Source organism: Mesorhizobium waitakense, assembly GCF_056431085.1.
The window spans coordinates 1-22,244 of the sequence record NZ_JBWKME010000097.1; the positions used below are offsets into that span (position 1 = coordinate 1).

The 22,244-nt window shown below is 63.7% G+C and carries 23 protein-coding genes and 1 pseudogene; 12 read left to right on the plus strand and 12 right to left on the minus strand.

What is annotated here, in order from left to right:
* Nucleotides 1–215 (minus strand): annotated as a pseudogene (locus tag AC07FD_RS20660) (adenosine kinase); the annotation flags it as partial.
* 275 nt (nt 216–490) lie between these two features.
* Between AC07FD_RS20660 and AC07FD_RS20665 the strand changes: the two are divergent.
* Together AC07FD_RS20665 and AC07FD_RS20670 are read left to right on the plus strand one after the other, a co-directional pair.
* Nucleotides 491–1,408, plus strand: a complete 918-nt coding sequence (locus AC07FD_RS20665) for a DMT family transporter (protein WP_478351338.1) — start codon at nt 491–493, stop codon at nt 1,406–1,408.
* A 377-nt stretch (nt 1,409–1,785) separates the two neighbouring features.
* Nucleotides 1,786–2,496, plus strand: coding sequence for a sulfate transporter family protein (locus tag AC07FD_RS20670; RefSeq protein WP_478351339.1), 711 nt, complete (start codon nt 1,786–1,788; stop codon nt 2,494–2,496).
* Between the two features lie 7 nt (nt 2,497–2,503).
* Here AC07FD_RS20670 and AC07FD_RS20675 read toward each other — a convergent pair whose 3' ends face one another.
* The 6 genes from AC07FD_RS20675 to AC07FD_RS20700 all read right to left on the minus strand — a co-directional run bounded on the left by AC07FD_RS20675 (nt 2,504) and on the right by AC07FD_RS20700 (nt 7,139).
* Nucleotides 2,504–3,502, minus strand: coding sequence for a proline racemase family protein (locus AC07FD_RS20675; protein WP_478351340.1), 999 nt, complete (start codon nt 3,500–3,502; stop codon nt 2,504–2,506).
* Nucleotides 3,503–3,514: 12 nt separating this feature from the next.
* Nucleotides 3,515–4,318, minus strand: a complete 804-nt coding sequence (locus AC07FD_RS20680) for an isocitrate lyase/PEP mutase family protein (RefSeq protein WP_478351341.1) — start codon at nt 4,316–4,318, stop codon at nt 3,515–3,517.
* A gap of 81 nt (nt 4,319–4,399) precedes the next feature.
* Entirely contained in the window at nt 4,400–5,254 is an 855-nt protein-coding gene (locus AC07FD_RS20685; protein WP_478351342.1) for a hypothetical protein, read from the minus strand.
* Between the two features lie 136 nt (nt 5,255–5,390).
* A complete protein-coding gene (locus tag AC07FD_RS20690; protein ID WP_478351343.1) occupies nt 5,391–6,053 on the minus strand; it encodes an HAD family hydrolase in 663 nt (220 codons plus the stop codon).
* Nucleotides 6,053–6,538, minus strand: a complete 486-nt coding sequence (gene dut, locus AC07FD_RS20695; RefSeq protein ID WP_478351344.1) for a dUTP diphosphatase — start codon at nt 6,536–6,538, stop codon at nt 6,053–6,055. The genes AC07FD_RS20690 and dut overlap by 1 nt, the downstream gene beginning before the upstream one ends.
* A 130-nt stretch (nt 6,539–6,668) precedes the next feature.
* Nucleotides 6,669–7,139 carry an Lrp/AsnC family transcriptional regulator gene (locus tag AC07FD_RS20700; RefSeq protein ID WP_478351381.1) on the minus strand — a complete coding sequence of 157 codons (471 nt, stop codon included), beginning with the start codon at nt 7,137–7,139 and terminating at the stop codon, nt 6,669–6,671.
* Nucleotides 7,140–7,254: 115 nt separating this feature from the next.
* On the opposite strand from AC07FD_RS20700, the gene AC07FD_RS20705 reads away from it, so the two are divergent.
* From AC07FD_RS20705 to AC07FD_RS20715, 3 genes are all read left to right on the plus strand, one after another.
* Nucleotides 7,255–7,503, plus strand: coding sequence for a DUF6356 family protein (locus tag AC07FD_RS20705; protein WP_457152761.1), 249 nt, complete (start codon nt 7,255–7,257; stop codon nt 7,501–7,503).
* 15 nt (nt 7,504–7,518) lie between these two features.
* Nucleotides 7,519–8,319: a class II glutamine amidotransferase gene (locus tag AC07FD_RS20710; RefSeq protein WP_478351345.1), complete on the plus strand. Its 801-nt coding sequence runs from the start codon at nt 7,519–7,521 to the stop codon at nt 8,317–8,319.
* A gap of 181 nt (nt 8,320–8,500) precedes the next feature.
* Nucleotides 8,501–9,874, plus strand: a complete 1,374-nt coding sequence (locus AC07FD_RS20715) for an amidase (protein ID WP_478351346.1) — start codon at nt 8,501–8,503, stop codon at nt 9,872–9,874.
* On the opposite strand, the gene AC07FD_RS20720 is transcribed toward AC07FD_RS20715, so the two are convergent.
* Complete coding sequence (locus AC07FD_RS20720) at nt 9,868–10,941, minus strand: NAD(P)/FAD-dependent oxidoreductase (protein ID WP_478351347.1); 1,074 nt, start codon at nt 10,939–10,941, stop codon at nt 9,868–9,870. The two genes, AC07FD_RS20715 and AC07FD_RS20720, sit on opposite strands and share 7 nt — an antisense overlap.
* Before the next feature lie 116 nt (nt 10,942–11,057).
* Here AC07FD_RS20720 and AC07FD_RS20725 point away from each other — a divergent pair, with 116 nt between their 5' ends.
* From AC07FD_RS20725 to AC07FD_RS20735, 3 genes are all read left to right on the plus strand, one after another.
* Nucleotides 11,058–11,654, plus strand: coding sequence for a TetR/AcrR family transcriptional regulator (locus AC07FD_RS20725; protein WP_478351348.1), 597 nt, complete (start codon nt 11,058–11,060; stop codon nt 11,652–11,654).
* Nucleotides 11,651–12,580, plus strand: coding sequence for a haloalkane dehalogenase (locus AC07FD_RS20730; RefSeq protein WP_478351349.1), 930 nt, complete (start codon nt 11,651–11,653; stop codon nt 12,578–12,580). Before AC07FD_RS20725 ends, AC07FD_RS20730 begins: the two co-directional genes overlap by 4 nt.
* A gap of 99 nt (nt 12,581–12,679) precedes the next feature.
* Nucleotides 12,680–14,272, plus strand: coding sequence for a peptide chain release factor 3 (locus tag AC07FD_RS20735; protein WP_478351350.1), 1,593 nt, complete (start codon nt 12,680–12,682; stop codon nt 14,270–14,272).
* A gap of 161 nt (nt 14,273–14,433) precedes the next feature.
* Here AC07FD_RS20735 and AC07FD_RS20740 read toward each other — a convergent pair whose 3' ends face one another.
* The 3 genes from AC07FD_RS20740 to AC07FD_RS20750 all read right to left on the minus strand — a co-directional run bounded on the left by AC07FD_RS20740 (nt 14,434) and on the right by AC07FD_RS20750 (nt 15,890).
* Nucleotides 14,434–14,904 (minus strand): VOC family protein, encoded by a 471-nt coding sequence (locus AC07FD_RS20740; RefSeq protein WP_478351351.1) that lies wholly within the window; start codon nt 14,902–14,904, stop codon nt 14,434–14,436.
* 40 nt (nt 14,905–14,944) lie between these two features.
* Complete coding sequence (locus tag AC07FD_RS20745; protein WP_478351352.1) at nt 14,945–15,472, minus strand: SRPBCC family protein; 528 nt, start codon at nt 15,470–15,472, stop codon at nt 14,945–14,947.
* A 73-nt stretch (nt 15,473–15,545) separates the two neighbouring features.
* A complete protein-coding gene (locus AC07FD_RS20750; protein WP_478351353.1) occupies nt 15,546–15,890 on the minus strand; it encodes an ArsR/SmtB family transcription factor in 345 nt (114 codons plus the stop codon).
* Nucleotides 15,891–16,087: 197 nt separating this feature from the next.
* On the opposite strand from AC07FD_RS20750, the gene ilvD reads away from it, so the two are divergent.
* From ilvD to AC07FD_RS20765, 3 genes are all read left to right on the plus strand, one after another.
* On the plus strand, nt 16,088–17,932 hold the full coding sequence (gene ilvD, locus AC07FD_RS20755) for a dihydroxy-acid dehydratase (RefSeq protein WP_478351354.1): 1,845 nt from the start codon (nt 16,088–16,090) through the stop codon (nt 17,930–17,932).
* 251 nt (nt 17,933–18,183) lie between these two features.
* A complete protein-coding gene (locus AC07FD_RS20760; RefSeq protein WP_478351355.1) occupies nt 18,184–19,476 on the plus strand; it encodes an amidohydrolase family protein in 1,293 nt (430 codons plus the stop codon).
* Nucleotides 19,477–19,651: 175 nt separating this feature from the next.
* Entirely contained in the window at nt 19,652–20,575 is a 924-nt protein-coding gene (locus AC07FD_RS20765; RefSeq protein ID WP_457152730.1) for a DMT family transporter, read from the plus strand.
* An 11-nt stretch (nt 20,576–20,586) separates the two neighbouring features.
* On the opposite strand, the gene AC07FD_RS20770 is transcribed toward AC07FD_RS20765, so the two are convergent.
* Entirely contained in the window at nt 20,587–21,504 is a 918-nt protein-coding gene (locus AC07FD_RS20770) for a phosphotransferase (RefSeq protein ID WP_478351356.1), read from the minus strand.
* A gap of 69 nt (nt 21,505–21,573) precedes the next feature.
* Here AC07FD_RS20770 and AC07FD_RS20775 point away from each other — a divergent pair, with 69 nt between their 5' ends.
* Nucleotides 21,574–22,236 (plus strand): class I SAM-dependent DNA methyltransferase, encoded by a 663-nt coding sequence (locus tag AC07FD_RS20775; RefSeq protein ID WP_478351357.1) that lies wholly within the window; start codon nt 21,574–21,576, stop codon nt 22,234–22,236.
* Nucleotides 22,237–22,244 lie beyond the last annotated feature (8 nt).

Genomic DNA, 22,244 nt, shown 5'->3' on the forward strand with positions numbered 1-22,244 from the left:
CCGAAGCTGGCGACGCCGGCCGCCGTGTTGCCGGCGCTGCCGCCGGACGCTTCGATCGCCGGGCCCATGCGGCTGTAGAGCAGTTCGGCGCGCTGGGTGTCGATGAGGTTCATCGCGCCCTTGATGATGCCGTTGGTCTCGAGGAAGCCCTCGTCGCACTGGGCGATGATGTCGACAATGGCATTGCCGATGCAAAGCACGTCATAATCCGGCATCAATGTCTCCGCCAAAAACCCGAGCCGGCTTCTTGCCATGCCCGGGCGGGTCTACAGCAAGACTCCGAAAATTGGCAACCGATTTTCTGTCGTGCCGGCGTGGCGGCGATGACCATTCCCTTGTGGAGCAAGGCGCGGAGCCGCGGTTCTTGCAAATCATTGTGCGCATCCGCGACGAGGCGCTATGACAATTCGACCGTGGCCGAAGCATTTCATCGCGGCGCCGCTTACAAGCCCTGGCCAGCCGATCATTTTTCTAAGGCGATCCAGCCCCCATGCCTACAAATAACAAGCCGACAAAGAACGATATGACCTCCGACCTGGCGCTGCTCGCCGTGCTGGCGGTGCTTTGGGGCGCCTCCTATACATTCATCAAGATCGGCGTCGAGACGATCCCGCCTGTCACCTTCATTGCCGCCCGCACACTGATCGCGGGTGGTATCCTGTTCGCCATCATACGCTGGCGCGGGCTTACCATGCCGGGCGATTCTGCAAGCTGGCGCCGCTTCGCCTTCCAGGCATGCCTCAACAGCGTCGTGCCGTTCACGCTGATCGCAGCGGCAGAGCGTTCGGTTGATGCTGGCCTCGCCACCATCCTCAACGCGACCTCGCCGATCTTCACCTTCCTGCTGACCGCGCTCATCACCCACCACGAGCCGGTCACGTTGCGCAAACTGATTGGCGTCGGCGCCGGCATTGCCGGCATCTGCCTCATCATCGGGACCGAGGCGCTGGGTAGTCTCGGTCATGAGCTCTGGGCGCAGTTGGCAATCGTCGCGGCGACGATCTGCTATGCCGGGGCGGCGATCTTCGGCCGCGGCTTCAAGGGCCTCGACCCGATGCTGCCCGCTGCCGGTTCGATGCTGTGCGGCGCCATCATCCTGGTGCCGCTCAGCCTGATGGTCGACCAGCCCTGGACGCTCACGCCATCGACGGCGTCGATCCTGGCCTTGCTCGGCCTGTCGGTGTTTTCGACCGCGCTGGCCTTCGTCATCTATTTCCGCCTCATCCACACGCTCGGCTCGGTCGGCACCACCTCGCAAGCCTATCTGCGCGTGCCGATCGGCGTGGGCATCGGTGCCGTCTTCCTCGGCGAAAGCCTTGGCCCCACGGCATGGCTGGGAATGGGTTTTGTTGTGGCAGGCGTCGCAGCCATGACCATCCCGGTTCGAAAGCCTGCGCTCGCGCGATAGACAGGGCAACCGCTTCGAAGATAGTCTCCGACTTGTGGCGAAGACCACCAATCGTCGAAGTCGGCGCCGCCCCTCATCGCCCTGCCGGGCACTTCCCCCCGTATAGTGACGGGGAGAAGGGGCTGGCCGCAACGTTGGCGTCCTTCTTGCGACTTTGGGAATTGGCGAAACCATCGATGAGAGGCCCCCTCTCCCCGTCACAATACGGGGAGAGGATGCCGGCGGGCAGGTGAGGGGCAGCGCCCACGTCGGGAAAGGGAGTGGGGCGAGTTCGAAACCTGAAACGATTGCCATGGCCCGAAAATGATCCGCGCTTGTGGCGGGCAGGTGTGTCGCCTATCTCCGGACGATCCGTTCGACGTGAGGTTGGAAGCACCGTGATCTCTGACGCCGCCCGCGCCGCCGCCGGCCAGTTGTTCTCGCCCGAATTCCGTTCGGTGTTCATCAAGACACTCGGGCTGACCTTGCTGGCGCTGGTGGCCTTGTGGTTCGGCCTCACCAGCCTCGTCGAGTGGCTGGCCCTGCCGTGGCTCCACGCGCTGTTGCCCGGCATGCCGTCCTGGGCCGGCTCGCTGGGCGGTATCATCGCAGCCATCGCTCTTGCCTTCGGCATGGCGTTGCTCATCGCCCCGGTTACGGCGATCGTCGCCGGCCTGTTCCTCGACGACATCGCCGAAGTCGTCGAACGCACCGACTATCCCGGCGACCTGGCCGGACGCGCCATGCCGGCGTTGCGGTCGCTGGTCTTGTCAGCCAGGTTCTTGGGCGTCGTCATCCTCGGCAACATCGTCGCCCTGCTGCTTCTCCTGGTGCCGGGCGTCAACATTGCCGCCTTCTTCATCGTCAACGGCTATCTGCTCGGGCGTGAGTTCTTCGAATTCGCCGCCATGCGCTTTCGCCCGGAAGAAGAGGCAAGGGCCTTGCGCAGGCACTATGCCGGCACGGTGTTCCTCGCCGGGCTGGTCATATCAGCCTTCCTCGCCGTGCCGCTGCTCAATCTGGTGACGCCGCTTTTCGCCGCCGCCATGATGGTGCATCTGCACAAGGCGATTGGCGGACGGGAAGCGGCTCGCGTCTCGCGCGGCTGAGCTCTGTTCAGCGCAACAGGAACCCGCGTCCGAGGTCATCATCGGCTTCGACGATGAATTCCGCTCGCCCGGAATAGTAGGCGCGGCCGCCGACGCGGGCGATGATTGCTTCGTGCGGGCCAGCCGTCGCCGTCCGCACCACGGCCCCGGAAAAGCGCGAGCCGGCGATGCTTTCGAATGTGCGCGTCTGCCCGATGTCGATCTCGCCCTTGGCATGCATGGCCGCCAGCCGGGCGGTGACGCCGGAGCCGGTCGGCGAGCGGTCGACCTCGGCCTCGGCAAAGACGCAGACGTTCTTGGTCACGTCGCCGGAAAACGCGTCGCGGCCATCGGTCAGGATGGTGCCATAAAGGAAGGCAAGGTCGGCATGGTCGGGATGCGACAGCGGCAGCTCGGCCTTGAGCCTGCTGGTCAGCGCGGTCGCCGCATCGACGAAATCGCGCACCCGATTGCGGCCGAACTCCAGCCCGAACTGGTGACAGTCGGCCAGCGCGTAGAAGGCGCCGCCATAGGCGATGTCGAAGCCGATCGTGCCATAGCCTTGCAGCTCGATCGCCTGGTTCCGTGCGAACAGGAATGCCGGAACGCTTTCGAACGACACCGCACCGGCCTTGCCATCCCTGACCTCCACCGCAGCAACGACCAATCCGCACGGCGCCTCGATGTTGACGGTCGTCATCGGCTCGCGTTTCGTCACCAGCCCTTCGTCGACGGCGTAGCGGCCGAGCGCGACGATGGCGTGGCCGCACATGGTCGAATAGCCCTCATTGTGCATGAACAGGACGGCGAGGTCGGCGCCGCGCAGATCCGGCTCGACCAGCAAGGCGCCATACATGTCATAATGGCCGCGCGGCTCGAACATCAAAATCTTGCGCAAATGATCGAGATGGTCGCGCACATAGGCGCGCTTTTCCAGGATGGTGCCATTCGGGATATCCGGGTAGCCGCCGGTAACGATCCTGAGCGGCTCGCCGCCCGTATGCATGTCGACGACAGTCAGCGTCATGCGACAGGCCTCTCAATCTGGGGATTTGCCAAACAAGGCCTGCAATTTGCCGAACGGCATGGCGGCGCGGGTGAAGCCGAACGTGCCGTCCTGCTGGATCTCGCGTGCCGCCGTTTCCAGCATGCCATAGGCGAAATTGGTCAGCCACGGCCCGAGCGAAATGCGCTTGACGCCAGCCATGGCGAGATCGGCGACGGTGAAACCGGGCCTCGCCATGACATTGACCGGCTTGCTGACCGCCGAGCAGATCGTGCGCACCATCTCTATATCGCCTATGCCTGGCGCATAGAGCACATCGGCGCCGGCCTTCTCGAAGGCCTGCAGCCGCTTGATGGTGTCGTCGAGATCGGACCTGCCCCACAGGAAGTTCTCGGCCCGCGCGGTGAAGACGAAATCGCGCTTCAACGCCCGCGCCGCCTCCACGGCGGCCGCGACGCGCTCGACGGCGTGCGAGAAATCATAGATCGGCTTGTCCGGATCGCCGGTGTGGTCCTCGATCGAGCAGCCGGCAAGGCCTGCCGCTTCGGCCGCGAAGATGGTTTCGGCGGCGCGCTCGGCGCTGTCGCCCTTGCCTCTCTCGAGGTCGGCCGAGACCGGCAGGCTGGTTGCCGCCGTCACGTCGCGACAATGATGGATCATCGCCTCGAAGGTCACGGCGCCGTCCGGCAGCCCGCGCGAAAAGGCAAAGCCGGCGCTGGTCGTCGCCAGCGCCTTGAAGCCGAAAGAATCCAGCAGCTTTGTCGTGCCGACATCCCAGGGATTGGGCATGACGAAGGTCGAGGCATGCAGGTCACGAAATATCTTGCCCTTGTCCATGGTAATTCCCCCCATCATGTGCGGCGTGGCGGAGAGGATTTTATCCTGCCCTCCCTTGCCGGGCAAACGAATGCCATTGGTTCAGAAGCGTTTGGCGTTCTCTCCTGCCAATTTGTCCAGCGCGTCGGAGTCCTTGGCGTAGTGCGAGGCCTTGGTGTCCCAGTGGTAGGTGACGGAAATGTCCTGCGACGCAGCCGCGGGCGGCGCGTCATCGCAGCTTTCGCCGTTCGGCACCGTGGCATCGGTCACCGTCACCTTGATGGCGGCAAAAAGCTGGTCGTCGGCGATGGTCTGGAAAGCCACATTCTGCTTGCGGCTGTAGCTGCACAGGTTTTCATCGAACGTATAGATCATGTCGATCAGTTCGAACTTGTCGCCGCGGACCATGATCAGCGGCGTGGCCACATAGTTCTGGTTCGAATTGAAATGCGCGCTCATGGTGATGAGGATGTCATCGTTGGCGCTGACGGAAAGCTTGCCCGGTTCGCGGAAATAGGTGCCACGGTCGACCGCGACATTGACGGCGTCGAGCAGCTTTGGCTTGGCCGAAGTGTCGTACAGCGCCAGCACCGCATACCCTTCGGCACTATCGGGAGAATCGCCGAGGTCGAACAACATCGTCAGCCGGTCCTTGCCGCCAGCCTTGATGGCAAGCACCGCGGCATTTGAAAAGCCCGATGTCTCGGGCGGCGAACCGCCGCTGTCAGGTCCCTCGATGTGGCGCATGTCGATCGGCAGCCCGCCCCTGTAGAAGCCGTCCTTGTCCACGGCGAGATCCGGGATGACCATCCTCGCCAGGTCGAGATAGGTGACGTCCTGGTGGCCGGGCAGGGCGCTGCCGAGTTCCGGGAAGCTGACGGCTTGCGCGCCGGCGGCTGTCCAGAGAAATGGCAGCAGCGTCAAGGCGAGGATGAAGCGAAGCAGCGGGAATTTCATGCGTGGCTCCGAATTGGCGGCGCCACGCTAGAGTATGATCCCGAAAAGTGGAACCCGGTTTTCGGCAAAGATCATGCTCAAACAAGCAGATAGAGCACGGACAACCGAGGCGTACAGCCGTGCCCTGAAGATCAGGTCAGTGGATCGGCACCAGCCCGGCCAACTCGCGCATGTCGTTGAACAGGATGCCGCCGGCCTGGATCAAGCCGTCGCGGTCGGAATAGGGGTCGCCATGATAGGAAAACACCCGCATGCCGGCGGCAATGCCGGCTTGGGTGCCGGCGACGCTGTCCTCGATGACGATGCAGTCGGAGGGCGCGAAGCCCATGGTCTTGGCCGCATGCAGGAACAGGTCGGGGAATGGCTTGCCGCGCCCGACCATCGTCGAGCTGAACATCGCGTGCTCGAACAGCGGCAACAGCCCGGTCTGGCCGAGCGTGATGTGCATCTTCGACACCCTGGCCGAGGTGGCGACGCAATAGGCGATGCCGGCTGAGCCCACGGCTTCGACAAACTCGCGTACGTAAGGGATCGCCTCGACCCCGTGGGCGAACAGGTCCGGCAGGCCGGCATTCCAGCGGTCGACGAAATCGGCGCCGAGCCTGACGCTGGTCTCCTCTTCGATCTGTTTTTGCACCGACGCCATGCTGCGGCCGGAGAAATGCTTGCGGCAATATTCGAAGCTCGTCGGATAGCCGGCGGTAACAAGCCATTCGGCGAGGCGTCGATTGGCGAGGTTCTCTGTATCGACCAGGATCCCGTCGCAGTCGAAGATAACGAGTTTCGGCAGTTCGGGCATCAGGCGGTGCCGGTCGATCCGAACCCGCCCGAGCCACGCGCCGTGCCGCCAGCCAGGCTGCGCTCTTCCACGGCCGCCTGCGTCACCGCCGCGAACACGATCTGGGCGATGCGCATGCCGCGCGTCACCGCCAAATCCTCGTCGCCGAGATTGATCAGCAGCACCTTCACCTCGCCGCGATAGTCGCTGTCGATGGTGCCGGGCGTGTTGAGGACGGTAAGACCATGTTTGAAAGCAAGGCCGGAGCGTGGCCGGACCTGGCCTTCCATGCCTTCGGGAATTTCCAGGATCAGCCCGGTCGGCACCAGAGCGCGTTTTCCAGGCAGGATCAGCAGCGGCCGGTCGTCGGGCACCGCAGCGCGCAGATCCATGCCGGCCGCACCGGGGCTTTCATAGGCGGGGAGGGGAAGTCCTTCACCATGCGGCAACCTGACGAAGCCGACGGTCGGACCGATGACGGAGGGAGTTTGAAGGGCTGCGCGCATAAAATCGATCCTATCGGCGCGAACGGCGATTCGGTCAACTCGGGTCTAGCGCTATCAACGGCTTTCTTTCGGGCATCACTATGGCCTCCGGCATCCAGATCAGTCCGACATCACCTGAATCCGAGCAGACCTACCGCAGTTCCATTGGAACCACGGTGGTCTCCTTGATCTCCTCCATCACGAAGGAGGCGGAAACGTCCGACAGCGCCACCTTGGCGATGAGCCGCTGGTAGAGCCGGTCATAGGCCTTCACGTCGGCGACCCGGGCGCGCAGCACATAGTCGAGGTCCCCCGACATGCGATAGACGCCGATGATCTCGGGAAAGCTGGTCACCGCCGCCCGGAACTTCTGCAGCCAGTCCGGGTCGTGGTTGGACGTGCGGATCAGGATGAACACCGAAAGGCCAAGCCCGAGCTTTTCGGCATCGACCAGCGCCACGTGGCCAGTGATAATGCCGTCCTCCTCAAGTCGCTTCACCCGGCGCCAGCAGGCATTGCGCGACAAGGCCACCCGTTCCGAAAGCTGGTCGACCGACAGCGTGCCGTCGCGTTGCAGTTCGGTCAGCAATTTACGGTCGATTTCGTCGATTTCCGGTGCCATGTGGGATGCTTGTCTCATGGAGTGGCCAAATACAAGGACATTTTGAGACCGATGAACCGGCAAAGCGTGTCAGGATACTCACATCAGGAACGTCAAGCACTGAAAGGGGAACAGCATGTCGCTCGCAACGATCTTCACCTCTCATCCGGCCAAGGTCGGCGAAACCTATTTCGGCCATATGGCCTTTGCCGCCTGGTTCTCGTCGCGGTTGCTGATGGCGGCTGGTGCCGCGCTCGTTCACGCTTTCTTGCCATTTCTGTTCGAGACTACCGCCAGCCGAATCGTCCGCGAGCTTTACGAGCGGACGCACAACAGAGGCTCGCACGGGACCAAGGAGCCAGCCGCTCTCATGGATCGTGCCTAGAGGACGACAGAAGCGATGTGCCGGTGGGCGGCCTATCTAGGTGAAGCGGTCTTTCTCGAAGACATCCTCACGGCGCCCTGTCATTCGCTGATTGCCCAGAGCCATTGTGCACAGGAAGCGAAATCACCGACCAATGGCGACGGCTTTGGCCTTGCCTGGTATGGCGACCGACCGGAGCCGGGTCTCTACCGTGACATCTTGCCGGCCTGGTCCGATCCCAATCTGAAGAGCCTGTGCCGGCAGATCAAATCCGGCCTGTTCCTGGCGCATGTACGGGCCTCGACCGGCGGCGCCACCAGCCGCATGAACTGCCATCCCTTCATTTCGGAGCGCTGGTCGTTCATGCACAACGGCCAGATCGGCGGCTTCGAAAAGATCCGCCGGACGCTGGAAAACTCGCTGTCCGATGCCGTCTTCGACCAACGCGAAGGCACCACCGATTCCGAATTGTTTTTCCTGCTGATGATCGACGAAGGATTGGCCACCGATCCGCAAGGCGCCGTCTCGCGCGCCACCAGCCGCGTGCTTGAAGCCTCGCGCCGGGCCGGCCTGGAGCCCGCGCTGAAGCTCACCGCCGCCTTCTCCGACGGGCAGGCGCTCCATGCGGTGCGCTATGCCACCGACGCTCACGCCCCGACACTTTACACCTCCGTTTTCCGCAGAGGCGGCGGCCGCTGCGTTGTTTCCGAGCCGTTCGATCGCGAGGGCGGCGACTGGCAGGCGATCCCGCCATCGAGCTTCGTCACCATGACCAGGGATGGTATCGCCATCCGTCCCTTTGCACCCGCATCGGCCCGGCTGGCACTGGCCGTCTAGTTACAAATTGCGGCAGCGTCGCGGGACAGAGGGGGGGCGCCGTAGAGCGCCGACCCAACAAAACCTATCAGTGCAATTCCGATCAAGCGCAGACGATCCTCCAATGCTCAACTCCGCTTGAAGTCGCGTCGCTGTCGGCCATCTTGATCCAGACACGCGCGGCCAAGCCGGAGCATTGATCATGGACATCGTCTTTTCCTCAACCGTGGCGCTGGCCGCCGCGATCGCCACTCGAAAAGTCTCCGCTGTCGAGGCGCTCGACGCTCATCTGGCGCAGATCGACAACCACAATAGGGCGGTCAACGCCGTCATCTCGCTCGACCGGGAATGCGCCCGCGACCGCGCAAAAAGGGTCGACGCGGCACTGGCGCGCGGCGAGGCGCTCGGGCCGCTTCATGGCGTGCCGTTCGCGCTGAAGGACATGCACGAGACTGCAGGCATGAGGACCACGGTCGGCTTCCCGCCCTTCGCCGACTACGTCGCCAAACGGGACAGCCCGGTCGTTGCCCGGTTGAAGGCAGCCGGCGGCGTGCTGATGGCCAAGACCAATGTCGCGACCATGCTGTCGGACTGGCAGTCGAACAATCCGTTGTTCGGCCGCACCGGCAATCCGTGGGGTCTCCAGCGCACCGCGGGCGGCTCCAGTGGCGGTGCCGCGGCAGCGCTTTGCGCAGGGATGACTCCGTTCGATGTCGGCACCGACATGCAGGACTCGATCCGCCTGCCCGCCGCTTTCTGCGGCGTCTATGGCTTGAAGCCGACCGAGCATCGCATCTCGCTGGCCGGCGCCTTTCCTGCTCCCGGCGACGCTGCGCGCAGCGTGCGGCTGATGTCCTGTCTCGGCCCGCTGGCGCGCAGCGTGGAAGATTTGGCGTTGATTTACAAAATCATCGCCGGACCGGACGGAAGCGACACCGATCTTGCGCCGGTGCCGGTCGAGGACATGCCGAAGCTCGACCTCAAGGCGTTGCGTATCGCCTTTGCGCCGTCCTTTCCCGACTTTCCGGTGACTGGAGACTTCAGCGCCGCGGTCGAAAGTCTTGCACGGCAGCTGCAATCGGCAGGGGCGACCGTCGAGGAAGCGAAACTGCCCAAGCTCGACCTGCACGACGATCTCAAGCAAGGCGGCGCGCTGATCGGCATGATGATGGAGGCCGCGCAGCCGGAGCCGCCGGAGGAGCCGACACCGGTCTCGCGCTGGTTCGAGGCACTCGCCCGCCGCGACAGATCCATTCTCGCCTGGGACCAGTTCTTCGAAACCTGGGATGCGCTGCTTTGCCCGGTCGCCATGACGACGGCCTTCCCGCATTGCGAGCCGGGCGCACCGATCCAGGTCGACGGCAAGGAGCAGAGCTACTGGATGCTGCCGGCCTATGGCGCAGTGTTCAACTACAGCGGCCATCCGGCACTTTCGCTGCCGTGCGGACAGGACAGCGACGGTTTGCCGATCGGCCTGCAACTGGTCGGCAAACGCTGGTCGGAATCGCGGTTGCTCGGCATCGCCAAGGCAATCGAACCGTTGACCGGCGGCTTTCGCCGTCCGCCGGGTTACTGAGTGAAGCGCGACAACCCGTAGGGCGCCAGCAGCGGGTCGCGCTCGCCGTCGAGGATTTCCCGGGCGGCGAACAGGCCGACAGCCGGCGCCAGCGTGATGCCCGAATGCATGACCGCGACGTAGAGACCGTCCATGCCCTCGGCGCGGCCGATGATCGGAAAACCGTCGATCGGCGTCGGCCGATAACCGACGGTATGGAAATCCAGCTCCAGTTCGTCGCCGCCGTGCAGCATGGCTTTCAGGGCCGCAAACAGGTCGCGGGCGGTGACTTCGGCATCCATGCCAGGGTCGGCGCCGCCGAAATCCGAGCCAGCGATGATGCGGCCTTCCGCGCTCTGGCGCATGTGCAGCCGCTCGGCCAGCACCAGCCCGTTGAGCAGCTTTCTGTAAGGCCGCGAGTGGACGATCAGGCCGGGCGGCGTCTCGATCGGCAGGTTGATCCCGGCCGTCGCGGCGATGGCCGGTGAGCCAACGCCGGCCGCGATCACCACCTCGTCGGCTGCTATCAGGCCATGCGACGTGTCCACGCCGGTGATCCGACCACCGGGCTGGACCAGCGCCGTCACCGTGCTGGAGATGATGCGCGCTCCGCGCCGTTCGGCATCGGCCAGCAGCGCTTTGGTGGCGGCCACCGGCTCGGCGACACCCTCTTCGGCGACATGCAAGGCGACATCGGGAAGCTCGGCGAGATTGGGCTCGATACGCGCTACGCCAGCGCGGTCGACACGCTTGATGCCGTAGCCCCAGGCGGAGTGCTCGGCGGCATAGGTTTCCATTGCGGCCGCCGACAAATCCCAGCACAGGCTGCCGCACCAGCTGAGCGGAATTTCGGGCAGGTCCCGAGCCAGCCGCGTCCATTCGGCCATGGCGCGGGTGCGCAGCCGGAAATATGGCTGCGGATTGCCCCAGCTGGCATTGATCCAGGCGAAAGAGTTTGGCGTTGCGACGCCGCCGGCGGCGCTGTCGGCAATGATTGTCACCTGTGCACCCGCCTTGCTCAGATGCCAGGCGATGGAGGCACCGATGATGCCGGCGCCGATGACGATGACTTGTTTCGCGGTGCTCATGCTGGACCTCTGCCTCGTGGCCCCTGAGGGCACTGATTCCAGTGCCATCCCCATGGTCGCTTGCCAACACCAAATACACCACTTGACATCAATACGTACGTACGTATTATTTCAACATGGCTAGACAATCACTCCGCGAAAAACTCCTCGACGCTGGTTTCCGGACCATATGGAATTCAGGCTATGCCGCTGCCGGCGTGCGCGACATCGTTGCCGCGGCCGATGCCCGGCCGGGTTCGTTCACCAACCATTTCGCCTCCAAGGAGGAGTTTGCCGGCGAGGTGCTCGACCGCTATTTCGCCTATGTCAGCGGCCTGGTCGAAGCAGCCCTTGCGCAGGACGGGACGCCGCCCGTCGGCAGGCTGCGTCGCTACCTCGATGTCATCACCTCGAAGCTCGAAGCGCATGACTGGGCGCGCGGCTGCATGATCGGCAATCTCAGCCTCGAAACCGCAGTGCACAGTGAACCGCTGCGCCTACAGCTTGTCGCCATCTTCGAGCGTTGGCGCCAGCCATTCGCGGCCTGCATCGCCGAGGGCCAGGCGGCCGGTGACATCACTCGAGCTTTCGATGCCGACGACCTCGCCGACTTCCTGCTGTCGTCCTGGCAAGGCGCCATGCTTCGCATGAAGGTCGAGCGCAGCCCCGCGCCGCTCGAGCGCTTCAAGAAAATCATCTTCAGCACAGTCTTTGCAAAGGAGCCGATCCAATGAGTTTGAACGCCGACAAGCCGAAATCGGGCTCCACCGCATCGCGGCGCGAGGAAATCGCCGTGCTCGATTCGACGATGTCCTATGTCGAGGCCGGCGCGGCCGGTTCGACCGTGCTGTTCCTTCATGGCAATCCGACCTCATCCCACATCTGGCGCAACATCATCCCGCATGTCGCGCCCCTCGGTCGCTGCATCGCACCGGACCTGATCGGTTACGGCCAGTCCGGCAAGCCCGATATCGATTATCGATTCTTCGATCATGTCCGCTATCTCGACACCTTCCTCGATGCGCTCGACATCAGGGAAATGGTGGTGGTCGCGCAGGACTGGGGCACCGCACTTGCCTTCCATCTCGCGGCGCGGCGGCCGCGCAACATTCTCGGCCTCGCCTTCATGGAATTCATCCGGCCCTTCGAGCGTTGGGAGGATTTTCACCAGCGTCCGCAGGCCCGCGAACTGTTCAAGGCGCTGCGCACGCCGGATGTCGGCGAAAAGCTGGTTCTGGAAGACAATGTCTTCGTCGAGAAAGTGCTGCCGGCCTCGGTGTTGCGCACGATGAGCGACGAGGAGATGACGGCTTACCGGGCGCCGTTCCCGACACCGCGATCGCGCAAGCCGGTGCTGCGCCTGCCCAGGGAATTGCCGATCGAGGGTCAGCCTGCCGACGTCGCCGCCATCAGCGAGCACGACCATCGCGCGCTGCGGCTTTCCACCTACCCGAAACTGCTGTTCGCCGGTGATCCCGGCGCGCTGATCGCGCCGCAGGCCGCAGGCGAATTCGCCGCCGGGCTGAAGAACTGCCGGTTCATCAATCTCGGACCCGGCGCGCATTATCTGCAGGAGGACCATGCCGACGCTATAGGCGAGGCCATTGCCGGCTGGCTTCCGGAGATCGTTCCGGCGAGCCACATGACCGAGTTGGCCTGAGCGAGCCACGCCAACCGGCGGTGTCAGTGCCGCTGGACCGGTCGACAGCCCGGCACTGCGCTGCTAGAAGCCCGGCCTGTCACACGGAAATCCTGTAGAATGCCTGAAGCAATAGAAGAAGAAGTGGCGCGCCGCCGCACCTTCGCGATCATCGCGCACCCGGACGCCGGCAAGACGACGCTCACCGAAAAGCTGCTGCTGTTCGGCGGCGCCATTCAGCTTGCCGGCGAGGTCAAGGCCAAGAAGGATAGGATCCAGACCCGCTCCGACTGGATGAAGATCGAGCGCGAGCGCGGCATTTCGGTCGTCACTTCGGTGATGACGTTCGAATACGAGGACAATGTCTTCAACCTGCTCGACACGCCCGGCCACGAGGATTTCGCCGACGACACCTATCGCACGCTGTCGGCGGTCGACAGCGCGGTCATGGTCATCGACGCCGCCAAGGGCATCGAGCCGCGCACGCTGAAACTGTTCGAGGTTTGCCGGCTGCGCGACATTCCGATCATCACTTTCGTCAACAAGATGGACCGCGAAAGCCGCGATCCGTTTGAGATTTTGGACGAGATCGAACAGAAGCTGGCGCTGGATACAGCACCGATCACCTGGCCGATCGGTCGCGGCAAGACATTTTCCGGCACCTATCACCTGGCGCTGAATGCGGTGCGCAAGGGTGACGACGAGAAGGAGCGCACGCCGGTCAACGGTCCCGATTCCAACCGCGTTGCCGGCCTGTTGCCGGAGAACGAGCGCGAGGCCTTCATCGAGGAGCTGGAACTGGCGCGCGAGGCCTGCCGTCCGCTCGACATCGACGCCTTTCGCGAGGGCCATTTGACGCCGGTCTATTTCGGCTCGGCGCTGCGCAACTATGGCGTCCGCGACCTGATCGAGGCGCTTGGCGCCTTTGGGCCGCCGCCGCGCGCGCAGGAGGCCGATGCCCGCAAGGTCGAAGCGACCGAGGACAAGATGACGTCCTTCGTCTTCAAGATCCAGGCCAACATGGATCCCAATCACCGCGACCGCATCGCCTTCGTCCGCGTCTGCTCGGGCAAGCTCGAGCGCGGCATGAAGGCCAAGCTGGTGCGCACCGGAAAGCCGATGAGCCTGTCGGCGCCGCAATTCTTCTTTGCCCGCACCCGCGTCACCGCCGACGAGGCGTTTGCCGGCGACGTCGTCGGCATCCCCAACCACGGAACGCTGCGCATCGGCGACACGCTGACCGAGGGCGAAGAAATCCTGTTCCGAGGTGTGCCCAACTTCGCCCCGGAAATCCTGCGCCGCGTCCGCTTGGGTGACGCGATGAAGGCCAAGAAGCTGAAGGAAGCGCTGCACCAGATGGCCGAGGAAGGCGTCGTGCAATTGTTCTCGCCGGAGGATGGCTCGCCGGCCATCGTCGGCGTCGTCGGCGCCCTGCAGCTCGACGTCCTGAAGGAGCGGCTGAGCTTCGAATACACGCTCCCGGTCGAGTTCGAGATGTCACGCTTTTCGGTCTGCCGCTGGATCTCGGCCGAGGACAAGGCCGAGGTTTTGCGTTTCATCGAGGCACATCGCGGCGACATCGCCCGCGACCTCGACAATGATCCGGTGTTCCTCGCCCAGCACGCCTTCTCGCTGAACTACGAAGCGGAACGCTGGAAGGCGATCCGCTTCGCCACGATCAAGGACTATCAGGTTCGCGACAAGGCGGCTTGAAGCGCCATCTTGCCTTCTCCCCTTGTGGGAGAAGGTGTCGCCGAAGGCGACGGATGGTTCCAGGGAACGCCAACGCCTCACTCCGCTGGAAGACCCCTCATCCGTCTCGGCACTGCGCGCCGATCCACCTTCTCCCACAACGGGGAGAAGGGAAAGTCCGCTCACCCTCTGGCCGCTTCTTCGATCTTGGCGATGTCGATCTTGCCCATCTGCATCATCGCATTCATCGCCCGGCCGGCTTTGGCCCTGTCCGGATCCTGCAGCAGGCGCGGCAATTGTTCCGGCACGACCTGCCAGGAAACACCGAACTTGTCCTTCAGCCAGCCACAGGGTCCTGGTTCGCCGCCACCCTCTGTGAGCCCGGTCCAAAAATGATCGACTTCTTCCTGCGTCTTGCAGTCGATCGATAGTGAGATCGCCTCGGTGAACTTGTATTGTGGTCCGCCGTTGAGCGCCAGGAACGGGACGCCGTCGAGTTCGAACGAGGCCACCAGCACCTTGCCCTCATCAGCGTGGCCCTTGGGCCAACGCGTCACGCTCAGCTCCTTGGAATTCTTGAAGATGGACATGTAATGGTTCATGGCCTCCTCGGCCTGCCCGTCGAACCACAGGAAGGTGGTGATCTTTTGCATGTTCTTTCTCCTCGTTTTCTCTTGGGGGATGAAGGAAGCGTCAGGCGGCGCCTTTGGCAGCGTCCTGAAGTGAGGCGACATAAGCGTCGAGCTGGGCATAGCTCTCGGCCATGCCGCGGGTCATCCCGGTGCCGATCGCGCCGTCGCGGGCCGCTTGCGAAGCGTAGAGCACCGTCTGCGTCAGAAGCGTCTTCCCGCTCTGTTCGGTGAAGACCACCGTCCCGATGGTTTCGCCACCGGTCCAGTCCTCGTCGAACAATTCGGTGGCGACGATCCTGGCTGGACGCACGATTTCGCGATAGGCGCCGCTCATGCCCATGCTGCGGCCATCGCGGTGCTGCCAGACGTAGCGTGTGGCGCCGCCAACCCTGAGGTCGATTTCGCAGACCGCCAGCCGCCAGCCATCGGGGCCGTGCAGCCAGCCCTTCAGCAACTCGGGTATCGTCCAGCAGTCGAAGACCATCGGCCGCGACGCATCGAAGATGCGAGTGATCTGGACCTCGCGGTCGCTGGGCGTGGTCACCGTCAGTGTGGCGACGGTCGAACCGGGCAAGGTTGTGGTGCTCATGATGATCCTCCTCATGTTTGCCAAAGGACGTGCGGCAGGCCGGTGATCCGACACAGGCCGCGATGTTTTCGCGCTATTGGTCGGTACTGTCGGGGGCTTTCTCGGCCTTCATCGCGCCGAGCAACGCGTCGAGGCGCTGGAAGTTGCCTTCCCAGATCCTTCGATAACGCTCCAGCCAGTCATTGGCCTCTGCCAGCGGTTTTGCTTCGAGCCGGCACGGCCGGCGCTGTGCGTCGCGGCCGCGTGAAATCAGTCCGGCGTTTTCCAGCACCTTGAGGTGCTTGGAAATCGAGGGCTGGCTCATCGCGAAAGGCTCGGCGAGTTCCATCACGGATGCTTCGCCCTGGATGAGCCGGGCAAGAATGGCGCGGCGCGTCGGATCGGCGAGTGCGGCAAAAGTGGCGTCCAGCTGGTCCATTGGATGTCCATAGCCAAAAGGGTATATACCTGATTGGCTATATACAGGCGAACGCCGCCCGTCAACCGCCCATGCGGATTTCTTGGCGCATTGCAAAATTGTGGCCAGACCAGGCTTGCGCGTCTATAACGCCTGCGGTCCGAATTCAGCGCCGCCACGCTCCGCATGGAGCGAAGCCATCCAGCCAAGGAAAATTCATGCCTGCCTATCGCTCCCGCACCACCACCCATGGCCGCAACATGGCCGGCGCCCGCGGCCTCTGGCGCGCCACCGGCATGAAGGACAGTGATTTCGGCAAGCCGATCATCGCGGTGGTCAACTCCTTCACCCAGTTCGTGCCGGGCCATGTCCACCTGAAGGACCTTGGCCAGCTGGTCGCGCGCGAGATCGAGAAGGCCGGCGGCGTCGCCAAGGAATTCAACACCATCGCCGTCGATGACGGCATCGCCATGGGCCATGACGGCATGCTCTATTCGCTGCCGTCGCGCGAGCTCATCGCCGATTCCGTCGAATACATGGTCAACGCGCACTGCGCAGACGCCATGGTCTGCATCTCCAATTGCGACAAGATCACGCCCGGTATGCTGATGGCCAGCTTACGCCTCAACATCCCGACCGTCTTCGTCTCCGGCGGGCCGATGGAAGCCGGCAAGGTGGTGCTGGCCGGCAAGACGCAGGCGCTCGACCTGGTCGACGCCATGGTGGCGGCCGCCGACGACAAGATCTCCGACGAGGACGTCAAGGTCATCGAACGCTCGGCCTGCCCGACCTGCGGTTCCTGCTCGGGCATGTTCACCGCCAATTCGATGAATTGTTTGACCGAGGCGCTTGGCCTGTCGCTGCCGGGCAACGGCTCGACGCTGGCCACGCATGCCGACCGCAAGCGCCTGTTCGTCGAAGCCGGCCACCTGATCGTCGATCTCGCCCAGCGCTATTACGAGCAGGACGACGAAACCGCGTTGCCGCGCAATATCGCCTCGAAGGGTGCCTTCGAAAACGCCATGACGCTCGACATCGCCATGGGCGGCTCGACCAACACCGTGCTGCACATCCTGGCCGCCGCGCATGAGGGCGAGATCAACTTCGATCAGGATGACATCGACGCGCTGTCGCGCAAGGTGCCGGTGCTGTGCAAGGTGGCTCCCGCCAAGGCGGATGTGCATATGGAAGACGTTCACCGCGCCGGCGGCATCATGGCGATCCTCGGCCAGCTCGACAATGCCGGCTTGATCAACCGCGACTTGCCGACCGTGCACACGCGCACTCTTGGGGAAGCGCTCGACCATTGGGATATTTCGCGCTCGACCAGCCAAAGCGTGCGTGATTTCTTCCTCGCCGCGCCTGGCGGCGTGCCGACGCAGGTTGCCTTCAGCCAGGACCGCCGCTGGGACGACCTCGACCTCGACCGCGAGAAAGGCGTCATCCGCTCAGTCCAGCACCCCTTCTCCAAGGATGGCGGCCTTGCCGTGCTGAAAGGCAACCTGGCGCTCGACGGCTGCATCGTGAAGACCGCCGGCGTCGATGAATCGATCCTGAAGTTCACCGGCCCGGCCCGCGTGTTCGAAAGCCAGGACGCCAGCGTCAAGGCGATCCTGGCCAACGAGATCAAGGCCGGTGATGTCGTGGTCATCCGCTATGAGGGGCCGCGCGGCGGCCCCGGCATGCAGGAAATGCTCTACCCGACCAGCTATCTGAAGTCGAAGGGCCTGGGCAAAGCCTGCGCGCTGGTCACCGACGGCCGCTTCTCCGGGGGCACCTCCGGCCTGTCGATCGGCCATGTCTCGCCGGAAGCCGCCGAGGGCGGTTTGATCGGTCTGGTGCGGGAAGGCGATACGGTCGAGATCGACATCCCGAAGCGCAGCATCCGCCTTGCCGTCAGCGACGCTGAACTTGCCAGCCGCCGGGCGGCGATGGAGGCCAAGGGGATTGCTGCCTGGAAGCCCGAGGAAAAGCGCAAGCGCAAGGTCACGACAGCCTTGCGCGCCTACGCCGCGATGGCGACCAGCGCTGCCAAGGGCGCGGTCAGGTTCGTGCCGGAGTAGGGCTGAATTCCATCAGCGTGGTGCTGCCCCTCATCGTCCTGCCGGACATTTCTCCCCGTATAGTGACGGGGAGAAAGGGGCCGGCACCAACGATTCGCCAATTGTAGGCGTTGACAAACAGCGACGAGGTCGCAGCATCTTTCTCCCGGTATAGGCAAAAGGTGCCGGCAGGCGGATCAGGGGCGGCACAAGCGCTGCAGATTTTTTGCCGCCACGATAGGATGCTGATTCTTCAAGCGGGATGACGACGGATGGATTTCGACCTTATCGTTCGCGGGGGCACGCTGCCTGATGGCAGGGTCGCCGACATCGGCATCGTCGGCGAGACAATCGCGGCGATCGAGCCGAAGCTCGATGTCACCGCCGGCACGGCGATCGATGCCAGTGGCAATCTGGTCTCGCCGCCCTTCGTCGACCCGCATTTCCACATGGATGCAACGCTTTCCTACGGCATCCCGCGCATCAACGCGTCGGGTACCCTGCTCGAAGGCATCTCGTTGTGGGGCGAGCTGAAGCCGCTGTTGACGCATGAAGCCGTGCGCGACCGCGCCCTTGCCTACTGCGACTGGGCGGTGTCGATGGGTCTGCTTGCCATCCGCACCCACGTCGATGTCTGCGATGACAGGCTGCTGGCGGTCGAGGCCCTGCTCGAGGTCAAGAAGACGATCGCTCCATATATCGATCTGCAATTGGTCGCCTTTCCGCAGGACGGGCTTTATCGTTCGCCGACGGCACGCGACAACACCATCCGCGCGCTCGACATGGGCGTCGATATCGTCGGCGGCATCCCGCATTTCGAGCGCACCATGGCCGACGGAACGCGTTCGGTGACGGAGCTGTGCGAGATCGCGGCAGAGCGCGGCCTGATGGTCGACCTGCATTGCGACGAGACCGATGACCCGCTGTCGCGCCATATCGAGCAGCTTGCCTATGAGACGCAGCGTCTGGGTCTGCAGGGCAAGGTCGCCGGCTCACACCTCACCTCGATGCATTCGATGGACAATTACTATGTCTCGAAATTGCTGCCGCTGATCGCCGAGGCGGGTGTTTCGGCGATCCCCAATCCGCTGATCAACATCATGCTGCAGGGCCGCCACGACACCTTCCCCAAGCGCCGCGGTATGACCCGGCTCAAGGAAATGCAGGCGCTGGGCATCCGTGTTGGCTGGGGCCAGGATTGCGTGCTCGATCCCTGGTATTCGCTGGGCACCGCCGACATGCTCGACGTCGCCTTCATGGGCCTGCATGTTGCCCAGATGTCGAGCCCGGCCGACATGGCCCGCTGCTTCGACATGGTCACCAATGTCAACGCGTCGATCATGCGGCTCGATCATCTGGGCCTGGCGGTCGGCAAGCGCGCCAGCCTGGTCATCCTGGATGCCGGCAATCCGATCGAAGCCCTGCGCCTGCGCGCCGAACGCCTGTGCGTCATCGCCAGGGGCAAGGTGGTGGCGCAGCGGTCGAAGCAGGACACCAGGCTGTCCATCCCGGGCAGGCCCGGCCTCGTGAACCGCAGGCACCGGACGCCGCATCAGGCCCAATAGAACAGGCCAGACCCAGCCGATTCCCGGTTCTGGCCTTGCGGATTTCCGGATTTCTCCTCGTCAAAGCAGGCGCTTCAGTCTACGACGCGGCTCTAAATCGAGATAGAGCATGATGTCGTCCGAAAACCGCTTCACGCTTTTCGGCATCATGCTCTAGGGAGGAATCGGGATCGGCATGACGCAGCCCGTGGCGCAGAATTCCACAATCAGGAACGTGCTTCTGGCCGGCATCCTTTTGATGCTGGCCGGCGATTTCCTGTTTGCGCTGAACGACGCCATGGGCAAGTGGCTGGTCGCCAGCTTCTCGGTCGGCCAGGTGGTGCTGATCCGTTCCATCGGCGCGTTCTTCGTGCTTGGCCCGATGATCGCCCACCAGGGCACGGCCAAGCTGTTTCACATGGAGCGCCTGGAGCTGCAGCTGCTGCGCGTGGTGATGACGACGCTCGACACGGCACTGTTCTACGCCGCCGTCGTCTACCTGCCGCTTGCCGACGTGATGAGCTTCTACATGGCCGGACCGATCTATGTCGCGGCACTCTCGCATTTGTTGCTTGGCGAGAAGGTCGGCTGGCGCCGTTGGATGGCGATCCTGCTCGGCTTCTGCGGCGTGCTGATCATGCTGAAACCGTCCTCGGCGGCGTTCTCGTTGTCATCGAGCTTCGCGCTCGCCGGCAGCATTGCCTTCGCCTTCGCCATCATCCTCAACCGGCGCCTGCGCGGCACCAGCGACACCAACCTGGTGACATGGCAGACCATCGGCACGATGGTGGTCGGCGGCGTGTTGACCATCGGCGCCTGGCAGACACCGTCGGCGCTCGATTTCGGCGCCATGCTGCTGCTCGGTATCGTTTCATGCGGCGCGCATCTGATGATCACCAGGGCGCTCAAGCTGGCGCCGGCCTCGACGCTGGCGCCGCTGCATTACACGCTGCTCCTGTGGGCGGTGGTGTTCGGGCTGGTGTTCTTTGGTGACGTTCCCGGTCCGCGCATCCTTATCGGTTCGGGCATCGTCGTTCTCGCCGGCCTGTTCATCTTCCACCGCCAGAAAGTGGTCGACACCACGGTGCCGCCCGAAAACGTGCCGAAGGGCGTGAATTAGGTTTCCGGTGCCTAACCCAGGCGTATCGCCGCCAGGTGCCGTGAAAACTCCGGCGTCTCCATCAACGCCTTGCAGCGCACGAACCGCCCGTCGGCATAGGCGCGGAAATCGTCGACCGGATTGTTGTTGGCGAGCTGGATCAGCCCCCACAATGTCCACAACAGGTCGCACATCGCCTTGTAGATGACGATGCGGCCGCGCTCGGCCGCTCTGGCCTCGCCGCCGAAATAGGCATGCATCATCTCTTCGTCCTGCGCCGTATCGAATTTTCCTTCCACGCTGAGGTCGCCGAGATCCCAGAGCGGATCGTTCATGCCCGAATATTCCCAGTCGACGATCCACATCCGCTCGCCTGTATCGAGAAAATTCTCGCACAGCGGATCGCAGTGGCAGGCAGCGAGAGGCAAGGGATGGGCGGCCAGCGCCGACCGCACGCTCCCGGCCTCGTGCACCACGTCATGATAGCCGGCCGGCAGGGCGACGTCCTTGGTCGACAGCACCTTGAGATAGTCGTCGATCATCGCAAACAGTTCGAAGCGGAAGGGAAACACCGCGCCGGAATTGTGCAGTTTGCGGAAGGCCTCGCCGGCCCGCGCCGGACTGCCGGGCCGAACCTTGAATTTCTCCGGCGACATCGTCTCCGCGCCGGCGATGAAGCGCGTCACCATGACCCCGGTGGCGGGATCGACATGCAGCACCTCTGGACTGACCCCCGCCTTTGCCGCTTCGCGCGCCGCCACCGCCTCGTTGGCGCGGTTGATGTATTCCTCGGTGCCCTTGCCGGGAATGCGCAGGCAGAACTCGTCAGCCTTGAAGACCAGATTGGTGAGGCCGCCGAGCCGTTCGAGCGGCCCGGTGTAGCCGGCCAGCATGGGAATGGTGGCCAAGGAAATGTCGGCAAGTGCCGCACGCGCCTCGTCTGTCACCATGCCTGCGCCCCCACGCTGTTATTTGTCGCAGCGACGGTTCCACAATTTTTGTGGTTTGGCTATCATGCGATGCAAGACCGATTGGTGGACAGGACAAAAGTGGCGCACAGCAAACATCGAGGCCCGCTTGCAGCGGCCTACGCGGCGAAGCGGCCAGAGGACGTCGCGGCACTCTATGACCGCTGGTCGCAGACCTATGACGCCGACATGTCGGCCGCCGGCTATCGCCATCCGACGATCTGCCTTGCTTTGCTGGCCCGCCATCTGCCACGCGGTGCCGCGCCGCTGCTCGATGCGGGAGCCGGCACTGGGCTTATCGGCGAATGGCTTGATATAACAGGCTATCCCTTGGTCGAGGCGCTCGACATATCTGAAGGCATGCTGGCCCAGGCCGCCCGCAAGGGGGTCTATTCGGCGCTGCATTGCCTGGCGCTCGGCGGCAAGCTGCCGTTTGCCGACGATGCCTATGCCGGCATCATTTCGGCCGGCGTCTTCACCTCCGGCCATGTCGGCGCTGAGGGGCTGGACGAGCTGATCCGTATCTGCCGGCCGGGTGGCATCATCGTGCTGACAGTCAAGAACACGTTGTGGGAAGCCGGCTTTGGCGCTCGCATCGCCGAACTCGAGGCGCAAGGCCTCGTCACCCGCATCGAGGAAACGCGTCCCTACGTCTCCATGCCGGGCGAGGCCGACACCGTGCCAAGCCGCGGTCTCGCCCTGCGCGTCACCTGATCTACGCT

What these genes read in the sequence shown, in the direction of transcription:
- AC07FD_RS20665 (WP_478351338.1), top strand. Translation starts at nt 491, where the DNA reads ATGCCTACAAATAACAAGCCGACAAAGAACGATATGACCTCCGACCTG.
- AC07FD_RS20675 (WP_478351340.1), bottom strand. Translation starts at nt 3,502, where the DNA reads ATGACGCTGACTGTCGTCGACATGCATACGGGCGGCGAGCCGCTCAGG.
- AC07FD_RS20680 (WP_478351341.1), bottom strand. Translation starts at nt 4,318, where the DNA reads ATGGACAAGGGCAAGATATTTCGTGACCTGCATGCCTCGACCTTCGTC.
- AC07FD_RS20685 (WP_478351342.1), bottom strand. Translation starts at nt 5,254, where the DNA reads ATGAAATTCCCGCTGCTTCGCTTCATCCTCGCCTTGACGCTGCTGCCA.
- AC07FD_RS20690 (WP_478351343.1), bottom strand. Translation starts at nt 6,053, where the DNA reads ATGCCCGAACTGCCGAAACTCGTTATCTTCGACTGCGACGGGATCCTG.
- dut (WP_478351344.1), bottom strand. Translation starts at nt 6,538, where the DNA reads ATGCGCGCAGCCCTTCAAACTCCCTCCGTCATCGGTCCGACCGTCGGC.
- AC07FD_RS20700 (WP_478351381.1), bottom strand. Translation starts at nt 7,139, where the DNA reads ATGGCACCGGAAATCGACGAAATCGACCGTAAATTGCTGACCGAACTG.
- AC07FD_RS20705 (WP_457152761.1), top strand. Translation starts at nt 7,255, where the DNA reads ATGTCGCTCGCAACGATCTTCACCTCTCATCCGGCCAAGGTCGGCGAA.
- AC07FD_RS20710 (WP_478351345.1), top strand. Translation starts at nt 7,519, where the DNA reads ATGTGCCGGTGGGCGGCCTATCTAGGTGAAGCGGTCTTTCTCGAAGAC.
- AC07FD_RS20715 (WP_478351346.1), top strand. Translation starts at nt 8,501, where the DNA reads ATGGACATCGTCTTTTCCTCAACCGTGGCGCTGGCCGCCGCGATCGCC.
- AC07FD_RS20720 (WP_478351347.1), bottom strand. Translation starts at nt 10,941, where the DNA reads ATGAGCACCGCGAAACAAGTCATCGTCATCGGCGCCGGCATCATCGGT.
- AC07FD_RS20725 (WP_478351348.1), top strand. Translation starts at nt 11,058, where the DNA reads ATGGCTAGACAATCACTCCGCGAAAAACTCCTCGACGCTGGTTTCCGG.
- AC07FD_RS20730 (WP_478351349.1), top strand. Translation starts at nt 11,651, where the DNA reads ATGAGTTTGAACGCCGACAAGCCGAAATCGGGCTCCACCGCATCGCGG.
- AC07FD_RS20735 (WP_478351350.1), top strand. Translation starts at nt 12,680, where the DNA reads ATGCCTGAAGCAATAGAAGAAGAAGTGGCGCGCCGCCGCACCTTCGCG.
- AC07FD_RS20740 (WP_478351351.1), bottom strand. Translation starts at nt 14,904, where the DNA reads ATGCAAAAGATCACCACCTTCCTGTGGTTCGACGGGCAGGCCGAGGAG.
- AC07FD_RS20745 (WP_478351352.1), bottom strand. Translation starts at nt 15,472, where the DNA reads ATGAGCACCACAACCTTGCCCGGTTCGACCGTCGCCACACTGACGGTG.
- AC07FD_RS20750 (WP_478351353.1), bottom strand. Translation starts at nt 15,890, where the DNA reads ATGGACCAGCTGGACGCCACTTTTGCCGCACTCGCCGATCCGACGCGC.
- ilvD (WP_478351354.1), top strand. Translation starts at nt 16,088, where the DNA reads ATGCCTGCCTATCGCTCCCGCACCACCACCCATGGCCGCAACATGGCC.
- AC07FD_RS20760 (WP_478351355.1), top strand. Translation starts at nt 18,184, where the DNA reads ATGGATTTCGACCTTATCGTTCGCGGGGGCACGCTGCCTGATGGCAGG.
- AC07FD_RS20765 (WP_457152730.1), top strand. Translation starts at nt 19,652, where the DNA reads ATGACGCAGCCCGTGGCGCAGAATTCCACAATCAGGAACGTGCTTCTG.
- AC07FD_RS20770 (WP_478351356.1), bottom strand. Translation starts at nt 21,504, where the DNA reads ATGGTGACAGACGAGGCGCGTGCGGCACTTGCCGACATTTCCTTGGCC.
- AC07FD_RS20775 (WP_478351357.1), top strand. Translation starts at nt 21,574, where the DNA reads ATGCAAGACCGATTGGTGGACAGGACAAAAGTGGCGCACAGCAAACAT.